Below are 17,970 nucleotides of genomic sequence, written 5' to 3' on the forward strand. Positions count from 1 at the left end.
TCGTACCGCATAGTTTCACTTCGTGGCAGACTCCGTGATGCGCATTCGATCGAAACGCGCGCTAGGGGTTGGTTGATCGATGAGTTTGCGGCGAAGCGGTGCGCGACGGGGGGATGCGGACATCGGCGGGAATCCGCCTGCCCGCACAGTGATTCGCACCGCGAAACTGGCCGCGGTGCCGCTGGCCTACGCCGGGCGGCAGGCGGCCGGGGCCGGCAAGCGGGCACTGGGCCGGCCGGCGGGTGAGATCGATCGGGAGATCCAGCTGCGCACCGCCGAGCACATGGCCGAGGTGCTGGGCGAATTGAAGGGCTGCGCCGCCAAACTGGGCCAGGTGCTGGGCATCTACGAGCTGGCCCTGCCGCCGGAGCTGGCCGAGCCCTATCGGATCGCGCTGGCCCGGCTGCAGGACGCCGCGCCGCCCATGCTGCCGCGCACCGTGCACACGGTGCTGGCGGCGTCCTTCGGCCCGGATTGGCGGGACAACTTCCGGGAATTCGACGATCGCCGGGCCGCCTCGGCCACCATCGGCCAGGTGCATCGCGCGATCTGGCACGACGGCCGGGCGGTGGCGGTCAAGGTCATGTACCCCGGCGCCCGCGCGGCGGTGGACAGCGATTTGCAGCGGCTGCGCGGATTGGCCTGGCTGACACCGGTTTTCGCGCCGCACACCGACGGTCGCGCGGTGGTGGACGAGCTGGCCGAATGCCTGCGCATGGAGCTGGATTTCGCGGCCGAGGCACAGAGCCAGCGCCGCTTCGCGGAAGCCTACGCCGGGGATCCGGATTTCCGGGTGCCGCAGGTGGTGGCGCAGTGCGGCGATGTGATCGTCAGCGAGTGGCTGGACGGTATTCCGCTGTCCCGCTTGATCACCACGGGCGCGCAGGCCGAGCGCGACCGGGTGGGCATGCTGGCGGTCCGGTTCTTCTGGTCGTCCGCGCCGCGCTCGGGGCTGCTCTACAGCGATCCGCATCCCGGCAATTTCCGGGTGCTGCCCGACGGCCGCCTGGGCGTGGTGGATTTCGGGGCCTGCCCGGCGTGGCCGCCGGCCCAGTTCCCGGCACTGGTGCACGACCTGGCCGACGCGCTCATCAATGGCGGGCCGGCCGAGCTGGACCGGGCCACGCGCAGCCACGGGTTCACCGATGAGCAGCGCGGTCTGGACAGCGCGGGGCTGGCCCAGAAGCTGCTGCCGTTCACCGAACTGCTGCGGCACGAGACGTCCCGGGTCGATACCGAGTGGCTGCGCGGCCGCACCCGCGACGCCATGAGCCCCAGGCTGGACAATGTGTACCGCCAGCTCGGGATACCCGCGTATCTGATGCCGTTCCAGCGCGGACTGGTCACCTTGCTGGGGTTGGTCGCGCAGCTCGCGACGACCGGGCCGATGCGCGCCGAGATTCTGCGCTGGTCACCGGAATTGAGCGCGGTCATGGACCGGCATCGGGCGCGCGGCGGGCAGCCGGCCGATCTCGAGGCCGTGCGGCTGCGCCGGGCGGGCGCGGCGGCGACCGGGTTCGCGGCGGGCTGAGCCGCACCGGACCGGCTTGCGGGCTCACCGTCACCCCAAGGTCTTGATCACTGTCCCAGACAGAACTACCCTGGGTGACAGGCGCAACGTAGCGCCGGAGTCTGTCCGGAAGGTCCCCGTCGTGACCACTGCATCCAAAGACATCCGCCCTCCTGAGCTTTCGGCTCCGGACCACGAGGTCGCCGTCATCGGCGCGGGGCCCGGCGGCATTGCCGCGGGGGTCAAGCTGAAGCGGGCCGGGGTGCGCGACTTCGTCCTGCTGGAACGGGCCCACGAGGTCGGCGGCAGCTGGCACGAAAACCATTACCCGGGGCTGGAAGTCGATATCCCGTCCCTGGCCTACCAGTACTCGTTCGCGCGAAACCCCAACTGGAGCAGGCTGTTCGCCTCCGGCGCGGAGGTGAAGCGATATCACATGACGGTGGCGCGGCGGTTCGGGCTCTATCCGCACATCCGGTTCGGGACCACCGTGGTCAGCGAGGAGTGGGACGAGGACCGGCACCGCTGGACGCTGCACCTCGACACTGGCGAGGTGACGACCGCGCGGTTCGTCATCAGCGCGGTCGGGGCGTTCATCAGTCCGAAGACCGATCCCGGAATTCCCGGATTGGCGCTGTACCAGGGCACGATTCAGCGCCCCTCGGACTGGGACGACGACTACGACCTCACCGGCAAGCGGGTCGCGATCATCGGCACCGGCGCGAGCTCGGTGCAGATCACGCCGGCGATCGCGGGCGCGGTGGGCAGCCTCGCCGTCTTCCAGCGCACGCCGGTGTGGTGCCTGCCCAAACCCAATCCGCGGATTCCACGCGCGGTCCAGCTGGCCCTGCAGGCCCCCGGGCTGCAGGCGACGCTGCACGGCGCGGTGCTGGTGGTGGTCGACGCCGCCCTGCGCGGCATGTCGAACGCACCGCTGGCGGTGGTGCGGCCGGCCATGCGGGCCTTCGATACGACCGCCATTCGCGGCTATCGCGGTCTGCTGCGACTCATGGTGCGCGATCCCGGGATTCGGGTGGGCCTCACCCCGGACTACGGGCCGATCGCCAAGCGGCCGACCTTGAACACCGGGTATCTGCTGGCGTTCAACCGGGACAATGTCGACCTGGTGACCACGCCCATCGAACGATTCACCGCGCACGGCATCCGCACCACCGACGGCGTCGAGCGCGAATTCGACTTGATCGTGCTGGCCACCGGCTATCACGTGTTCTCCGATCCGGAGACCTACACGCCCGGGATGGTGGTCGGCCGCGACGGTGTCGATCTCGGAAAGTATTTCACCGAGCAGGGATTGCAGGCCTACGAGAGCGTCTCGCTGCCCGCGCTGCCCAATCGGTGGACGCTGGTCGGCCCGTATTCATGGACCGGCAGCGGCTGGCACGCCTTCGTGGAGATGACCGCCGACCATGCGGTGCGCGCCATTTCGGAGGCGCGGCGACGCGGGGCGACATTCGTGGCCATCCGTCAGGACGTGCACGACGCCTATCACCGCCGCGTGTATCGGCGGGGCGCGGCCATGCGCTACTACCTGGCCGAATTGAATGCGCACGTGCCCACCTACTACCGCAATTCGCAGGGCGACAGCACCTATATCCGGCCCACCGGATTCTTCTCGGCGCAGCGGGCGCATCGTCACTTCCCGTTCGCCGACTACGAATTCGAGCGGTTGCCCGCCTGACCCCGCCGTTCGACAAGGAAGTCGAGCCATGATGGAACTGCCGAAATCGGTCCGGATCGCACTGGGCGCGGCCGGATACGGCATCAGCGACCGCCGCCTGGCACCGGCCGTGACGGGCCGGGTGATCCTGGTGACGGGTGCGTCCTCGGGCGTCGGGCGGGCCACCGCGCGCCGCCTGGCCGCCAATGGCGCGACCGTGCTCGCAGTCGCCCGCCGCGAGTCCCTGCTGGCGGAATTACGTTCGGAGACCGCGGAATTCCCGGGAACCGTCCACCCCTATCCGGCGGATCTCTCCGATACCGAGGCCTGCGCGGCACTCATCACGCACGTACTGGCGGAGCACGGGCACGTGGATGTCTTCGTCAACAATGCCGGTCGATCGATTCGCCGCTGGCTGTCGGATTCGCTGGACCGCTGGGACAATTTCGACGACACCGCGCGCATCAACTTCCTCGGCCCCATGCGCCTGGTGCTGAGCCTGCTGCCGTCCATGCGGGCGCGCAGGCAGGGGCACATCGTCAATATCAGTACCGCCGGTGTGCACGGCCCGGGTGTCGGCTGGACGGCCTATATCGCCTCCAAGTCCGCGTTCAATTCCTGGATGCGCGGCGCCGCACCGGAATTGCGCGCGGACGGCATCGATGTCACGACCGTTCACCTGCAACTGGTGCGCTCGGACATGCTGGGGCCGTACCGGATCTATCGCTACACCCCGAGCATGTCGACCGAGGAGGCGGCGAGCATGGTGTGCCGGGCGATCGTGGACCGTCCCCTGGCGATCCGGCCGTGGTGGGAGCGGGCCGGCGCGCCCCTGTCCTATGCGCTGGACAATTCCCGTGCGGCGCAACGGCTGCTGACCACATACGCGAAGGCCGGGAACTGGAACAATCGGCCGGTCGACTGGGCCGGGCCGATCGGGCGGGTCGAGCGAGCCGCCAACCTGATCGACGACGCGGTGACGGTGGCCGGGTGGATTCCGGCCAGCGGCGCGCTGAACCTGGTGCCGCCCACCCGGATTCCCCAGCTGGCCCGGGCATTGCGCGGTGGGGTCGGACTGGCCACGGCACTGTCGGTGTGCGCCGCGCGGTTCCCGGATCGGCCCGCCATGATCGACGACGACGGCCCGATCACCGCGGCCGAGCTGGATCGGCAGGTGCAGCGGCTGGCGGCGGCGCTGCGGGCGCGCTGGGATGTGCGGCGCGGGCAGCGGGTGGGGGTGCTGTGCCGCAATCATCGGGGATTCGTGATCGCGGCCTATGCGGCGGCGCGGCTCTCCGCGGATCTGGTGCCGTTGAACTACGGCTTCGCCGGGCCGCAGATCGGTGAGGTGCTCGACCGCGAACGCGTGGAATTGCTGCTGTACGACGGCGAATTCCATACCGCGATCGACAAATCCGGATACCGGGGTCGGCGGGTGGTGGTGCGAGGCGCCGCGGACGGCTTGCCGACCGTCGCGGACCTGGTCGCCGCGGGCGGGCCGCCGGTGCGCGAACCCGCGGGTGGGGGCTCGATCATTCTGCTCACCGGCGGCACCACCGGTGTACCCAAGGGCGCGCCCCGCACACTCGGCGCGCGGTCCGTGCTGGCCGGGCTGAGCCCGCGCATGGTGCTCGCGCTCGGCGACCTGGCCCGGATCGAAACGATTCCGCGGCTCGGACGGCCCATGGTGATCGCCCCGCCGCTGCATCACACCTACGGGTTCCTGGCGCTCGCCGCGGCGTTCCTGCTCGGGTCGACCGCCATCGTGCACGACCGGTTCGACGCCGACACCGTGCTCGCCGATATCGAGCGGCATGGTGTGCAGATCGCCTGCCTGGTGCCGACCATGATCAAGCGGATCATGGATCTGCCGGCGGCGGACCGCCGCGGCCATCACCTCGAGAGCCTGCGGATGGTGGTGTGCGGCGCTGCTCCCCTGCCCGCCTGGCTGGCCACCGCCTTCATGGACGAGTTCGGTGAGGTGCTGTTCAACGCGTACGCCTCCACCGAGACCGGCGCGGGGACCTTCGCCACGCCCGCGGATCTGCGGGCCGCGCCCGGGACCGTGGGGCGGCCGTTGACCGGGATCGTGGACATCCGCATCGTCGACGGCGACGGCCGCGAGGTGCCCACCGGTGTCACCGGGCGGATCGTCAACAAGAACCCGGGCGTGTTCGCCGGCTACAGCGACGGCCGGACCAAGACGATGGTCGGACAGCACATGGACTCCGGTGATCTCGGGCATGTCGATGCCGAGGGCAGGCTGTTCGTGGACGGCCGCTCCGACGACATGATCGTCTCCGGCGGCGAGAACGTCTTCCCGCAGGAGGTCGAGGAGGCGCTGCTGGCGCATCCGGCGGTGGCCGACGCCGGGGCCGTCGGGGTGCCCGACGACGATTTCGGGCAGCGGCTGGCGGCGGCCGTGGTGCTCCGGGCCGGGGCGCGGGCCGGGGCACGCACCCTGCAACGGCACATCAAGGCCACGCTGGCCGGCTACAAGGTGCCGCGCGACATCGTGTTCGTGCCCGAACTGCCGCGCACGACCGCGGGCAAGTTACGGCGGCAACAGCTTCCGGAGGTCATCGCGCGGGCGCGCGCGGCGGCCGAGTCCGGCGGCGCTCTCGAATCCGATCCATCCAGGACGTGAGGTCTCAGTCATGATCGCTACCAATGGTTCCCAGCCCCGGCCCACCCATGAGGTCGTGATCGTCGGTGCGGGTCTGGGCGGGATCGGCGCGGGTGTCGCGCTGCGCCGCATCGGGGTCGAGAACTTCGTCCTGGTCGACAAGTGGCCGAAGGTCGGCGGCACCTGGCTGGCCAATACCTATCCCGGTGTGGCCGTGGATATTCCGTCGCCGGTGTACAACTTCTCGTTTCAGCCGCGGTCGCACTGGTCGCGATTCTTCGCGCCCGGCGCGGAATTGCAGCGGTACGCGGAGGAGGTCGTCGATCGGCAGGGGCTGCGCGGCAAGCTGCGGCTCGGATCGGGCGTCGTGCTCGGGGTTTTCGACGAGGAGCGGGATCTGTGGCGGATCGCCCTCGAGGACGGCACGGAGATCACGGCACGCTATGTGATCGGCGCGGTCGGCGGGCTGGAGCAGCCGCACAATCCGGATATTCCGGGGGTCGGCCACTACACCGGCAAGATCATGCACAGTTCCCGGTGGGATCACGGCTACGACTACCGGGGTAAGCGGGTGGCGGTGATCGGCACCGGAGCCACGGCGCTGCAGGTGATTCCCGAACTGGCCAAGCAGGTCGCGCAGCTGACCGTGTATCAGCGGCGGGCCATCTGGATCGGGCCGAAGGTGGACTTCCCTATGGGGCCGGTCGCGAACGCGGTGCTGAATTTCGCGCCGCTACAGCGGACAGTGCGCCTTCTCGGCAATGTGGGCGTGAACGCGGGGCTGGGGGCAGGGCTGGCCATCTCCAACTATCCGCGGCTGACCTCGATGGGTATGACGGCGGCCGAAACCGCCATGAAGGCCTTTCTTTTCAGTCAGGTGCGCGATCCCGAGCTGCGCCGCAAGCTGACGCCGGACTACCGCTTCGGGTGCAAGCGGCCGTCGATCTCGAACTCGTATTTCAAGACGTTCACCCTCCCGCATGTCGATCTGGTCACCGAGGCCATCGAGCATTTCACGCCGACCGGCATCGTCAGCGCCGACGGGCGGGAGCGGGAATTCGATATGGTGCTGTGCGCCACCGGATTCAAGGTGATGGAGAAGGGGTACACGCCGCCCTATCCGATCTACGGTCGCGACGGGCTCGAACTGGGCGAATTCTGGGACGAGCACCGCTTCCAGGCCTATCAGGGGGTGTCGGTGCCCAGGTTCCCCAATGCCTTCCTGATCGTCGGGCCCTACGCTTACGCGCCCGGTTCGTATATTCCGCTGATCGAATCGACCTCGGCGCACGCGGCGCGGGTCATCGGGGAGGCTCGCCGGCGCGGCGCAACCCGGGTGGAGGTGCGGCAGCAGCCGCACGACGAGTACTTCGCGCGGATGGACAGGCGGGCCAAGCGGACCCACCTGTTCACCCAGGGCTGTATCACCTCGAACACCTACTACATCAACTACCAGGGCGACGGCGCGGCCTTCCGGCCCTCGACCCAATTGGAAATGTATTGGGAAAACAGGCATTTCCCACTCGACGACTACCGCTACAGCACCGCCGCGGTGCGCGAGCTCCAGGAGGCGGCCTCCTGAGAACCCTGGGCGCGCAGCCGGCCGATCACTCCTCTTCGGCCAGCGCCGCCAGCCGATCGACCGATGCCTGCAGCTTCTCCGAGGTGGTGGCGCGCGCCCGGGCCAGGCGCTTCTCATCGGCCAGATGGGTCCAGTCGTACGTGTGGGTCACGCGGGTCCGGTTGTCGCCCAACGGCTCCAGCTCCCACCGCCACAGGTGGCCGGGCGGCTGTGCACCGGGTTCCGAAGGCAGCCAGGCGATTCGGCGCGCCTCCTCGAATTCCACGATCCGGTTCTGGCGGACCCCGCCATGGGTGAGCGTCATCTCGAAGACGTCACCGACCGACCGCACCCGCTGCCCGGGCTCCGCCTGCGCGAGATTGTCGTTCGCATCCCAGCGGGGCTGCTGCGCCGGATCGGCGATCAATTCGAATATCCGCGCGGCCCCGGCGGCTATCTCACGCTCTGCGGACACAACTCGCCTGGCTTCTCCACCGTCGCTCATACCCCGATCGAACCACCCCTCGGGCCGTCCACCACGATCGGGGAGGCCGGACCGGCTGGGCGGTGGCGCGCCGGGGAGTCCGGGCTCGGCCGCCGAGGATCGACACGGCGGCCAGGATCGAACCACCCCCGAGCCAGAGGACGCTGAGCGGGCCCGCGTGGTCGACCGCGATGCCGCCGGCCAGCGCGCCGAGGGCGATCGAGAAATTGAAGGTCGAGACGAACGGGGACGACGCCGCTTCTGTGGTGTCCGGGGCGGCCCGCAGGATGCGGGTCTGGAAGGTGACGGGGACGGCGCCGTAGCCGAGGCCCCAGAGCATCAGGATCGTACCGGCGGCAACGATATTCGTGTCGAAGAGGGCGAGCGCGGCCATGGCCGCGACCAGCAGCACCCCGATGCCGAGGGTGGTGCGCCGCAGGCTCTTCGCGACCAGCGCGCCCGCGAGGAAGTTGCCGCAGATGCCGGCGATGCCGAATACCAGCAGCAGCACCCCGGTCGCGCGATCGTCGACACCGTGCTCGTGCAGGATCGGGCGCACGAAGGTTCCCGCAGGTGGACCGACTGCTCGGCCGGCAGGCTCGGCATCAGGAAGACCATGCACACCACCGAGGTCAGGCCGAGCACGCCGACCGCGCCGAAGGCGGTGCGCCAGCCGCTCGGTCGCCGAGGAACGTGCCGGTGGGAACGCCCAGCACCGAGGCGGTTTCGACACCGCCGAAGATGACCGCGGTGGCGCGGGCGACCTGATGCTCGGGCACCAGCCGCAGCGCGATGCCGCCCGCGATGGACCAGAAGCCACCGACATCCGGGTCAGCGGCATCGCCGCCGGGCTGCACGCGGTCCTCGAATTGCCGGACGGCACAGAGGATTCCACCCTGCATGCCGCCCGCCGCCGCGGTCTGGCCCTCGACGGCCTGCGCCGCTACCGCCACCCCGCCGCCCGCATGCCGCACCGCGACGGTCTGGTCATCGGCTACGGCACGCCCTCCGACCACGGTTTCGGCCCCGCACTCGAAGCCCTGTGCCAGGCCCTGCCCGATCGATGACGCACCACTTCCGCCACGGCGTCGGCCTGTAGCGCGGAGGTAGCTCCGGTCCGCTGCACACTCCCGGCAGTGTGCAGAATAGGACGATGACCGTTCGACAGCTTGTTTCCTCAGGTGCCCAATGGGAGCCGATCGTCGGCTATTCGCGCGCGGTCCGCGTCGGCCAATGGATCGCGGTGGCCGGCACCACCGCCGCCACCCCCGACGGCCCGCCCGTGGGCGGCGACGATATCGCCGAACAAACCCGCGAGGCTCTCCGCCGAATTGCCGCCGCCCTCAGCGAAGTCGGCGCCTCCCTCGAAAACGTCATCCGCACTCGAATCTATGTCACCGACATCTCCCGCTGGGAAGAAGTGGGCAAGGCCCACGGCGAAGTCTTCGCGCACATCCGCCCCGCCGCCACCATGCTCCAAATCTCCCAGCTGATCGACCCGCGACTCCTGGTCGAAATAGAAGCCGACGCGATACTCCCGTAGCCGCGCTCTTCCTGCACGCGGGGACCTTCTCGAACGGGTCGTCGACGAGGGCGAAGGCATGCGTGTTGTCGTGCACGAACACCACGGCATGAAAGGTCCCACCGCCAGGATTCCCCGCCCCGATGCCGACGGTGAACCGGGCGGCGTGCGGGTCGGCTTCAGCCATCCAGCCGAACGCGTAGGACGCGAGTTCGCCTCGGGGACCGATGAATTCACCGAAGGCTCGGCGATCCATCCCGGTCGCCCCCGGTGTCGGCGCTTCGAGCAGTCGGCCTGGGATTACTTGCACATTCACGCGGCGACCTCAGCCGGAGTCAAGGGGTTTGGAGAGATTCGATCTGGTGGCGGAGGTGGTCCAGGAGCTTTTCGGGATTGTCGAAGTCGGCGGGGTTGATGGGCGCGCCGAAGTGGATGGTCACCGGGTGGCGGCGGTTGAAGGGCCGGGCGGGGGTGGCGGCGCGGCGGATGGGGAGGACATTGTCGGTGCCGGTGGTGGCTACCGGGATGATGGGGACGCCGGTTGTCAAGGCCAGATTGGCTACGCCGGGTTTGTAGGGTTCGTGGTCGCCGGGCGGGACCAGGCGGCCTTCCGGGTAGATGATGAGCACACCGCCGTGGTGGAGAATTCGCTCTGCGTGGGCCATGGCATTGCGGCCGGAGTCGGAGTCGCGGCGAATGACGGGAATCTGGCCCAGGCGACGGACAAGCCAGCCGATAACCGGCCAGGACCACAGTTCGGCCATGGCAATGGCGATGGCGCGGCGGCGGAGCGCTCCCCAGAGGAAGACCGCGTCGAGCATCGAGATGTGGTTGCTCGCGATGATGACCGGGCCGGTTTTCGGGATCCGGTCGCGGCCGATCACGGTGACGTGGACGAAGTTCGACCACGCCAGCGTGCGGAGAATGCGTCGGACCAGGTGCGTTGTCAGCCAGGCTCGTTTGCCCAGCCCTTTGGGGCGTCGTGCATCGGCGTTCATTGCTCTCCCACATGGATAGTCCGGCAATGGTTTTCATACTCGCCGGGCGGCGGGGTACGCGCCACCGCAGAACTACTCAGGGGCCGAGCGGAAATCGCACAATAGCGGATTGCTATGGCGATTTTTCGGGCGTAGCCTGGAGATTGCTGTACTCACAGCAGAATCCCAACAGAATTCAGCAAGGGGCGAGTGCTGCCATGACTGGAAACTGGTGGCGTCACACCGTTTTGTCCCAATTGTCCCGATCGCCGGGGAATGCCGCGGTGCTCTTCCTCGTCGTCGAAGACGGTACCAAGGTCATCACCTTCCCGAGACTCAACTGGGGATTCGTGGCGGTCGCGTCCGCCGCGGTGCTCGTATTCGCCATCGCAGTCCTGCTGCTGGTGAATTCCGCGCACTTCGAGGAACCACAGGCACCGGCACCGGCACCACCCGCATCATGCGAACCGTTCTGCCCCACGCCTCACTGAGCGCTGCTCGCCGATCGCGAAGATGAGGATGAAAACCATTCCGCTGGAATCCGATTCGACCTGCGGCGTGGCGGCATGGAGCGCCGCGACCTGGGACACGATGGACAGTCCCAGGTCGTGGCCCTATGGCGTGGGCCGCAACGATGATTTTCCCGCCACAATGAACCGTGACCAACCGCACATTTCGGTTATAGCCTGTAAAAAACCCTCAATGGCGAGCCGAGGAACAGGGTGATGGCGATGGCTCGGTGCGACTTGGTGATACGCGGTGGCACGGTGTTCGACGGCACCGGGAAGCCGCCGGTCCGCGCGGATGTCGGGGTGACCGACGGCAAGGTCACGGTCATCGGCGGCGAGATTCCGGACGGGGAGCGCACGGTCGACGCCACCGGCAGATGGGTGATGCCCGGCATGCTCGATGTGCACACCCACTACGACGCCGAGGTGCTCGGGAATCCCGGATTGGGGGAATCGGTCCGGCACGGGGTCACCTCGGTCGTGCTCGGAAACTGCTCGCTGTCCACCGTGTATTCGGAGGCCGAGGACTGCGCCGACCTGTTCGCGCGCGTCGAGGCACTGCCGTGGGACGCGGTGCATTCGGCCGTCAAGGAGCACAAGGACTGGGACGGCCCGCACTCCTACGCGAAGGCCATCGCCGACCGTCCGCTCGGCGCGAATGTCGCTGCGTTCCTGGGACATTCGGATATGCGCGTCACGGTGATGGGCCTGGCCCGCGCGGTGGATGCCGCGGCACGGCCGACGGAGGCCGAGCTGGCCCGCATGTGCGCCATGCTCGACGACGCCCTCGACGCCGGATTCCTGGGGCTGTCCACGATTCGCAGCTCGTTCTCCAAGCTGGAGGGCGTCCGATTCCCCACCCGGCAGTTGCCCTCCACGTATGCCACCTGGCGGGAGTACCACGCCCTCAATGCGATCCTGCGCCGCCGCGGCCGCGTGCATCAGAGCACGCCCAACCTCACCGCCCGCGCCGAGATCGCCCGCTACTTCGCCGAGAGCGCGGGCCGTTTCCGCAAGCCGCTCAAGACCACCCTCATCGCCGGCATGGACGTCAAGGCCGACCGTACCGTCGCCCGTGCCGCCACCACCGCGGCGTGGATCGTGAATACCGTTGGCGGAGCACGCTTCCGGTGGCAGCACCTGCCGGTCCCGTTCGAGGTGTACGCCGACGGCGTGGATCTGGTGGTGTTCGAGGAGTTCGGCTCCGGGGTCGCCGCACTCAATATCCGCGACGTCATGAAGCGCGGCGAACTGCTGGCAGACGAATCCTATCGCCGCGATTTCCGCAAGGACCTGGCCAAGAAGTACGGCCCGCGCGTGTGGAACCGCGACCTGTACGACGCGGTGATCGTGTCCTGCCCCGAGCCGGAGGTCGTCGGCAAGTCCTTCGGCGCGGTAGCGGACGAACGCGGCATCGATCCCGCCGACGCCCTGCTGGATCTGGCGGTCACGCACGGCCCGAAGCTCCGGTGGCGCACCGTCATCGCCAATGACCGCGAGGAGGTGCTGGACCGGCTGCAGCGTTCGCCCATGATGCAGGTGGGTTTCGCCGATTCCGGTGCACACCTGCGCAATATGGCCTTCTACAACTTCGGGCTGCGCCTGCTCGAACGCGCGCACCAGCGCGGATTCCTGCCGCTCGAGACCGCGATCCACCGGGTCACGGGCGAGTTGGCGGACTGGTACGGCCTGGACGCCGGTCACCTGCGAGCCGGCGGCCGCGCCGATATCGTCGTCATCGACCCCGCCGGTTTCGACGGCTCCAGCAGCGCCTACGCCGAGGCGCCGTTCCCCGGCGTCGCGGGCCTGCAGCGCATGGTCAACCGCAATGACCGTGCGGTGGCCGCCACCGTGGTCGGCGGCCACCTGGTCTACGAGTACGGCGAGTTCGCGCCCGGTTTCGGTACCACGCTGCACGCGGGCACCTTCCTGACCGCGCAGCACTGACACCGAGCGCCGCGGCTACACCAGCTCGGGCATCCTGCCGCGCGCGCGATACTCCTGGGGCGGACAACCCTGCCATCGCCGGAAGGCCCGGATGAAGGAGGCGGCCTCGGCGTAGCCCAGCCGCCCCGCCACCTGCTCGGTGGTCATATCGGTCCGGTCCAGCAGTTCCTCCGACAACGCCTGCCGCACCTCGTCGAGCAGTGTGCGGAAGGAGGTGCCCTCCTCGTGGAGCCGCCGCGACAGCGTGCGCGCACTGACATACATCTCGGCCGCCACCGCCGACTGATCCGGAAGCACCCCCGGATTGCGGATCAGCAGATCCCGCACCGCGCCCGCGACGCCGGTACGAGCGTGGCGGCGGGCCAGCAGGTCCCGGCACATCTGCTCGCACCGACTGCGCGCCCACTCGTTGGCCTGCGGCAGCGCCACATCCAGGTGGGCGGCGTCGAACGCGAGCTCGGTGCCGGCCGCGCCGAAGTCCGGTTCCACCCCGAAGACCGACCGATATCGCGCGGTATCGGCGGGCGCGCCGTGCCGGAAACTCAAGCGCCGCACCGGAACTCCCACGGAGAACAATTCCCGGGCGATCACCTGAACACCGGTCATGACCCGCTCGCCCAGAAAGGCGCGGACCTCCTCGGGTAATTCCCAATCATCGAACCGCAGCCGCCCTTCGCCATCCGCCTCCTCGAAGCTCAATCGCCCGAAGGCGAAGGCCGGCTCCACGCAGTGCAGGGCAACCTGCACGGCGTCCCGCAGCGTGCGGCTGGCCAGCAGCGCCAGCCCCCACGGTCCATGGAGCGAGACGCGATAGCGGAGCCCCGCCTCCACGCCCAGCCCCGATTCGTCCCCGAATCGGGCGAGCAGATTGCGCACCACCGTAAGCTCCTGCCGCGCAGACAGTTCCGCATATCTGTCGATCACCGCCTCGGGCGGCACTCCCGTGCCGGCCAGGCACTCCCCCACCGGCATCCCCCGTTCCTCCGCGAGCCGCGCCACGATGTGCACGCCGGAGGTGTTTCTGACTAGATCCCAGTCGAACATGTACGCGTCGTCCTCTTCGACTACTCCCGACCAAAATGTCTGTTCCCCATCGGGTTGGCGAAACATATCAACGAGAGACCGCCCGGTGTGGCGCAACCGACAGATTCGAATGCGACACATGATGCGTTTCGGTCGACACGCGATTCGTCACGTAACAGCCGGTGCCCCCCTGCGATTCATCCACATCCGGTCCGGACGACGACCAGCAATCGAGGCCTGCCCACCATGAGCTTCACCGCCATCCTGCTAATTCCCGCGCTGGCGGCACCCGCCTTCGGCATCGGTATGTGGCTCGGCATCCGGTCGGTTACCAGCGAGACGGCCGCGGAACGCCGCCAGGCCCACTGCACCGAGATCCTGTGTTCATGGCCCGACGTCCAGACACAACGCCGGCCCACCACCTGGCCGGAGTCCCGCCGAGCCCGATAACGTCTGCCGTATGAGCAGCAACACGACCCGTACCGTGGTGGTCACCGGCGCGTCCTCCGGCATCGGCAAGGCCACCGCTGCTGCCTTCGCGGCCCGCGGCCACAAGGTGATCGGCACCAGCCGCAATCCCGACTCCATCGCCGCCGCCGACCGCGTGGCCGGAGTCGAGTACCGCGCACTGGACATCACCGACCTCGACTCGATCGACCGCTTCACCACCGAACTCGGCGCGATCGACATACTGATCAACAATGCCGGAGAGAGCCAGGCCGGACCGCTCGCCGAACTGCCCCGGGAAGCGATCGAAAGGCTGTTCCAGCTCAACGTGTTCGGTGCGGTATCGCTGACACAGGCGGTGCTGCCCGGAATGCGCGAGCGAGGCTACGGGCGCGTTGTCATGGTCGGATCCATGCTGGGGAGCTTCCCCATGCCCTACCGCTCCTCCTACGTTGCGACCAAGGCGGCACTGCGCGGATTCGCGACCGCCGCCCGTTTCGAAGAGTCGCCGTACGGCGTCTGGATCACCACCGTGGAACCCGGCCAGATCGACACCGGCCTGAGCGAGCGACGGATGAAGTACATCGCTGAAGACTCTCCGCACGCCGCGGAGTTCACCAAGTTCATGGCCAAGCTCGACAGCCAGATGAGCAAAGGGATCCCGCCCGAGAAAGTCGCGGAAACCATTGTGGCAGCAGCCGACTCGGACCGGCCGAAGCCACTGTATGCGGTAGGAAGCAATGCCCCGCTGATGTTCGCAATTCGCCGCATCCTGCCCCGCACTGCGATGGAGCGGCTGATCGCGACCGCCCAAGGACTCAAACGATAAGAACCAAAAGCCAAAGAAGCCAGGAACTAAAGAGAGAAAAGATCAGCAGATCGAGCGCGTCACCCACCACACCGACCGCGTCCACCGCGGTAATGTCGTCGATGATCTGCCCACCCCAATCCATACCCCCATTCTACCGCCCGAAGATCATTCACGGAATCCGAATTGTCCAGTAAAGCAACATAATTCGCTAATTCCCACCCCGAGACCGATCGGTCAAATTCAGGTCACGGCCGATTATCTCGCGCATAATCTCGGAGGTCCCGCCATACACGCGAGTAATACGCGCATCAGCCGCCGCTCGCGCAATCGGATACTCCCGCATGTACCCATACCCACCGAACAACTGCTGACACCGATCGATACACCGGAATTCCATCTCCGAAGCCCACAGTTTGGCCTTGGCCGCATCGGCCGGCGTGAGCCGACCGGCGTTCAGCTCCAGAACGCATTTGTCGATGAACGCCTCGGCGACCGAGACCTCGGTGGCAACATCGGCGAGGGTGAACCTGGTGTTCTGAAACCCCCCGATCGGCTGCCCGAAAGCCTCACGGCCGCCGACATATTCGATGGTCATGCGCAGCGCCACCCGCGCCCGCGCCAGACAGGCCACCGAGATCTGCATGCGCTCCTGAGCCAGGTTGCGCATCAGGTATTCGAAGCCGCGTCCCACCTCGCCCAGCACATTCTCTCTGGGCACGCGAACGTCGGTGAAGCTCAACTCGGCCGTGTCCTGCGAGTGCAGGCCAAGTTTGTCGAGGTTACGCCCCCGTTCCAAGCCCGCCATCCCGCGTTCCAGCACCATCAGGGTCACGCCCTGGTGCCGCTCGGCGGAGGTCCGCACCGCCGTGATCACCAGATCGGCATTGATCCCATTGGTAATGAACGTCTTCGCGCCGTTCACCAGGAAGTGATCGCCCATATCCACTGCGGCCGTCCGGATTCCGGCGACATCCGACCCGGCGCCCGGCTCGGTCATGCCGATGGCGGCGATCAGCGTCCCCGCCACGAATCCCGGCAGCCACCGCTGCCGCTGCGCCTCGGTGGTCAGTTCCACCAGATACGGCGTGCAGATGTCATTGTGCAGCGCGAAATTCAGCCCTACTCCCGCGCCGTCACCCTCCATGAATTCCTCGATGAGGATCTGATTGAAGCGGAAGTCCGCCACCCCCAGCCCGCCGTAGGTCTGCGGTACCGCGAATCCGAGCAGTCCCAGCTCGCCCGCCCGCGCGAAGACCGAGCGCGGCACGATCCCCGCCTCTTCCCACTCCAGATAGTGCGGCGCGACCTCCTTGCGCACGAAACCCCGTGCCAGTTCGGCGAATGCGCGATGGTCGTCCCCATAGTGCCCACGTTCCATGAACCCCATCGTCGACGACGATTCGCACGCCGGATGAGAGAATCCCGGCCACACTGAGTGGCCGGGATTCGTTCGCCGCTAGCCGTCGACGGTGAGGACCGTCCCCGCGGCGACCGTCAGGTTGCCCTCACGGACCGCGAAGCCGAGCCCAGGCTCCAGCGGGATCGCGCGGTCGAGCGTGACCGCCACCTCGACGGTCTCACCCGGCATCGCGCGGCCCTCCGGCACCGCCACCTGACCGGAGACGTCACCGGTGCGGACGAAGAACTGCGGCCGGTATCCGGTGACGATCGGCGTGCGCCGACCACCCTGCGACGCCGTCAGCAGCCGCACCCGCGCGGTGAACCCGGTGTGCACCGCGATGCTGCCGACCGCCGCGACCACCTGGCCGCGCGCCACCTGACCGCGTTGCACGCCGCGCAGCAGCAGCGCCACATTGTCGCCCGCCTCGGCCGATTCCATGGTCCGGCCGAAGGTTTCGAGGCTGGTGACCACCGACTCGATCGTGCCGCCGAAGCCGAGCACCGTGACGCGGTCGCCCACCTGGACGCGTCCGCGCTCCACCGCACCGGTCACGACGGTCCCGCGACCGGTGATGGTGAGCACGTTCTCCACCGGCATGAGGAACGGCGCGTCGAGGTAGCGCACCGGCATCGGCACGTAGTCGTCGACAGCGTCGAGCAGGCGCAGCAGCTGCACCGACCAGTGCTCGTCACCCTGCAGCGCCCGCAGCCCCGACACCGGCACCACGGGAGCGCCGTCGCCGTCGTATCCGTTGGCGGACAACAGCTCTCGCACCTCGAGCTCGATCAGCTCCAGCAGCTCGCCGTCGGCGATGTCGGCCTTGTTGAGCGCGACCACGATGTGCTCGACACCCACCTGCCGGGCCAGCAGCACGTGCTCGGCGGTCTGCGGCATGACGCCGTCGTCCGCCGACACCACCAGGATGGCCCCGTCCAGCTGGGCCGCGCCGGTGATCATGTTCTTCACGAAGTCGGCGTGCCCCGGCATGTCCACGTGCGCGTAATGCCGTGTGGCCGTCTCGTATTCGACGTGCGCGATATTGATGGTGATGCCGCGCTCGATCTCCTCCGGCGCCCGGTCGATGCGGTCGAACGGGACGAAGGCGGTGCCGCCGCGCTCGGCCAGCACCTTGGTGATGGCGGCGGTCAGTGTGGTCTTGCCGTGGTCGACATGCCCCATGGTGCCGATGTTGAGGTGCGGCTTGGTGCGGACATAGGCCTGCTTGGCCATGATTGGTTCTCCAACCGGGAGTCAAGGTTTCGAGGGGACCTCAGCAGCGAGCCGACCTTCCCCGTCTGAGGTCCCGGGACGTCCCGGAGAAGGTCAGCGTCGTGCGCCGTCGAATGCGAAGACCACCAGGGCAGCAGCCATCGCGCCCGCGACTGCGGGGAATGCGGCGATGGACTGTGCGAACATGCCGACGATCGTGCCGGGCGGATCGGCTCGGGCGCAATCGATTTTCCCGATCACCAT

At 68.1% G+C, this 17,970-nt stretch carries 19 protein-coding genes; 10 read left to right on the forward strand and 9 right to left on the reverse strand.

What is annotated here, in order from left to right; genetic code table 11:
• Window positions 1-79 precede the first annotated feature (79 nt).
• The 4 genes from ACWEKS_RS05340 (at window position 80) to ACWEKS_RS05355 (ending at window position 7,396) form a co-directional block, all read left to right on the forward strand.
• Entirely contained in the window at window positions 80-1,531 is a 1,452-nt protein-coding gene (locus ACWEKS_RS05340) for an ABC1 kinase family protein (protein WP_452338927.1), read from the forward strand.
• Window positions 1,532-1,652: 121 nt separating this feature from the next.
• The gene (locus ACWEKS_RS05345) at window positions 1,653-3,209 is read left to right on the forward strand and encodes a flavin-containing monooxygenase (protein ID WP_452338928.1); all 1,557 of its coding nucleotides are present in this window, start codon (window positions 1,653-1,655) and stop codon (window positions 3,207-3,209) included.
• A 28-nt stretch (window positions 3,210-3,237) separates the two neighbouring features.
• Entirely contained in the window at window positions 3,238-5,835 is a 2,598-nt protein-coding gene (locus tag ACWEKS_RS05350; protein ID WP_452338929.1) for an SDR family NAD(P)-dependent oxidoreductase, read from the forward strand.
• 10 nt (window positions 5,836-5,845) lie between these two features.
• Window positions 5,846-7,396 carry a flavin-containing monooxygenase gene (locus ACWEKS_RS05355; RefSeq protein ID WP_452338930.1) on the forward strand — a complete coding sequence of 517 codons (1,551 nt, stop codon included), beginning with the start codon at window positions 5,846-5,848 and terminating at the stop codon, window positions 7,394-7,396.
• A 25-nt stretch (window positions 7,397-7,421) separates the two neighbouring features.
• Here ACWEKS_RS05355 and ACWEKS_RS05360 read toward each other — a convergent pair whose 3' ends face one another.
• The 3 genes from ACWEKS_RS05360 to ACWEKS_RS05370 all read right to left on the reverse strand — a co-directional run bounded on the left by ACWEKS_RS05360 (window position 7,422) and on the right by ACWEKS_RS05370 (window position 8,638).
• Window positions 7,422-7,880, reverse strand: a complete 459-nt coding sequence (locus tag ACWEKS_RS05360; RefSeq protein WP_452338931.1) for an SRPBCC family protein — start codon at window positions 7,878-7,880, stop codon at window positions 7,422-7,424.
• The gene (locus ACWEKS_RS05365; RefSeq protein ID WP_452338932.1) at window positions 7,834-8,418 is read right to left on the reverse strand and encodes an MFS transporter; all 585 of its coding nucleotides are present in this window, start codon (window positions 8,416-8,418) and stop codon (window positions 7,834-7,836) included. Before ACWEKS_RS05365 ends, ACWEKS_RS05360 begins: the two co-directional genes overlap by 47 nt.
• Before the next feature lie 73 nt (window positions 8,419-8,491).
• Window positions 8,492-8,638 carry a hypothetical protein gene (locus tag ACWEKS_RS05370; protein WP_452338933.1) on the reverse strand — a complete coding sequence of 49 codons (147 nt, stop codon included), beginning with the start codon at window positions 8,636-8,638 and terminating at the stop codon, window positions 8,492-8,494.
• On the opposite strand from ACWEKS_RS05370, the gene ACWEKS_RS05375 reads away from it, so the two are divergent.
• Both ACWEKS_RS05375 and ACWEKS_RS05380 read left to right on the forward strand, forming a co-directional pair.
• Window positions 8,627-8,926, forward strand: coding sequence for a hypothetical protein (locus tag ACWEKS_RS05375; RefSeq protein WP_452338934.1), 300 nt, complete (start codon window positions 8,627-8,629; stop codon window positions 8,924-8,926). The genes ACWEKS_RS05370 and ACWEKS_RS05375 overlap by 12 nt on opposite strands.
• Window positions 8,927-9,012: 86 nt before the next feature.
• Window positions 9,013-9,402 (forward strand): RidA family protein, encoded by a 390-nt coding sequence (locus ACWEKS_RS05380; protein ID WP_452338935.1) that lies wholly within the window; start codon window positions 9,013-9,015, stop codon window positions 9,400-9,402.
• A 314-nt stretch (window positions 9,403-9,716) separates the two neighbouring features.
• Here the strand turns inward: ACWEKS_RS05380 and ACWEKS_RS05385 are convergent, their stop codons facing one another.
• The gene (locus ACWEKS_RS05385; protein ID WP_452338936.1) at window positions 9,717-10,379 is read right to left on the reverse strand and encodes a lysophospholipid acyltransferase family protein; all 663 of its coding nucleotides are present in this window, start codon (window positions 10,377-10,379) and stop codon (window positions 9,717-9,719) included.
• A 263-nt stretch (window positions 10,380-10,642) separates the two neighbouring features.
• On the opposite strand from ACWEKS_RS05385, the gene ACWEKS_RS05390 reads away from it, so the two are divergent.
• Window positions 10,643-10,849, forward strand: a complete 207-nt coding sequence (locus tag ACWEKS_RS05390) for a hypothetical protein (RefSeq protein ID WP_452338937.1) — start codon at window positions 10,643-10,645, stop codon at window positions 10,847-10,849.
• Between the two features lie 240 nt (window positions 10,850-11,089).
• A complete protein-coding gene (locus ACWEKS_RS05395; protein ID WP_452339034.1) occupies window positions 11,090-12,814 on the forward strand; it encodes an N-acyl-D-amino-acid deacylase family protein in 1,725 nt (574 codons plus the stop codon).
• Between the two features lie 15 nt (window positions 12,815-12,829).
• Here the strand turns inward: ACWEKS_RS05395 and ACWEKS_RS05400 are convergent, their stop codons facing one another.
• Window positions 12,830-13,858 carry an AraC family transcriptional regulator gene (locus tag ACWEKS_RS05400; protein WP_452338938.1) on the reverse strand — a complete coding sequence of 343 codons (1,029 nt, stop codon included), beginning with the start codon at window positions 13,856-13,858 and terminating at the stop codon, window positions 12,830-12,832.
• Window positions 13,859-14,083: 225 nt separating this feature from the next.
• Here ACWEKS_RS05400 and ACWEKS_RS05405 point away from each other — a divergent pair, with 225 nt between their 5' ends.
• Both ACWEKS_RS05405 and ACWEKS_RS05410 read left to right on the forward strand, forming a co-directional pair.
• Window positions 14,084-14,287, forward strand: coding sequence for a hypothetical protein (locus ACWEKS_RS05405; RefSeq protein ID WP_452338939.1), 204 nt, complete (start codon window positions 14,084-14,086; stop codon window positions 14,285-14,287).
• Window positions 14,288-14,297: 10 nt separating this feature from the next.
• Window positions 14,298-15,113 carry an SDR family oxidoreductase gene (locus ACWEKS_RS05410; RefSeq protein WP_452338940.1) on the forward strand — a complete coding sequence of 272 codons (816 nt, stop codon included), beginning with the start codon at window positions 14,298-14,300 and terminating at the stop codon, window positions 15,111-15,113.
• On the opposite strand, the gene ACWEKS_RS05415 is transcribed toward ACWEKS_RS05410, so the two are convergent.
• The 4 genes from ACWEKS_RS05415 to ACWEKS_RS05430 form a co-directional block, all read right to left on the reverse strand.
• Window positions 15,103-15,237, reverse strand: coding sequence for a hypothetical protein (locus ACWEKS_RS05415; protein WP_452338941.1), 135 nt, complete (start codon window positions 15,235-15,237; stop codon window positions 15,103-15,105). The two genes, ACWEKS_RS05410 and ACWEKS_RS05415, sit on opposite strands and share 11 nt — an antisense overlap.
• Before the next feature lie 66 nt (window positions 15,238-15,303).
• Window positions 15,304-16,473 (reverse strand): acyl-CoA dehydrogenase family protein, encoded by a 1,170-nt coding sequence (locus ACWEKS_RS05420; RefSeq protein WP_452338942.1) that lies wholly within the window; start codon window positions 16,471-16,473, stop codon window positions 15,304-15,306.
• A 78-nt stretch (window positions 16,474-16,551) separates the two neighbouring features.
• On the reverse strand, window positions 16,552-17,727 hold the full coding sequence (gene tuf, locus ACWEKS_RS05425; RefSeq protein WP_452338943.1) for an elongation factor Tu: 1,176 nt from the start codon (window positions 17,725-17,727) through the stop codon (window positions 16,552-16,554).
• 93 nt (window positions 17,728-17,820) lie between these two features.
• On the reverse strand, window positions 17,821-17,970 hold the full coding sequence (locus tag ACWEKS_RS05430) for a hypothetical protein (protein ID WP_452338944.1): 150 nt from the start codon (window positions 17,968-17,970) through the stop codon (window positions 17,821-17,823).

It is taken from the genome of Nocardia sp. NPDC004711, from assembly GCF_053601595.1.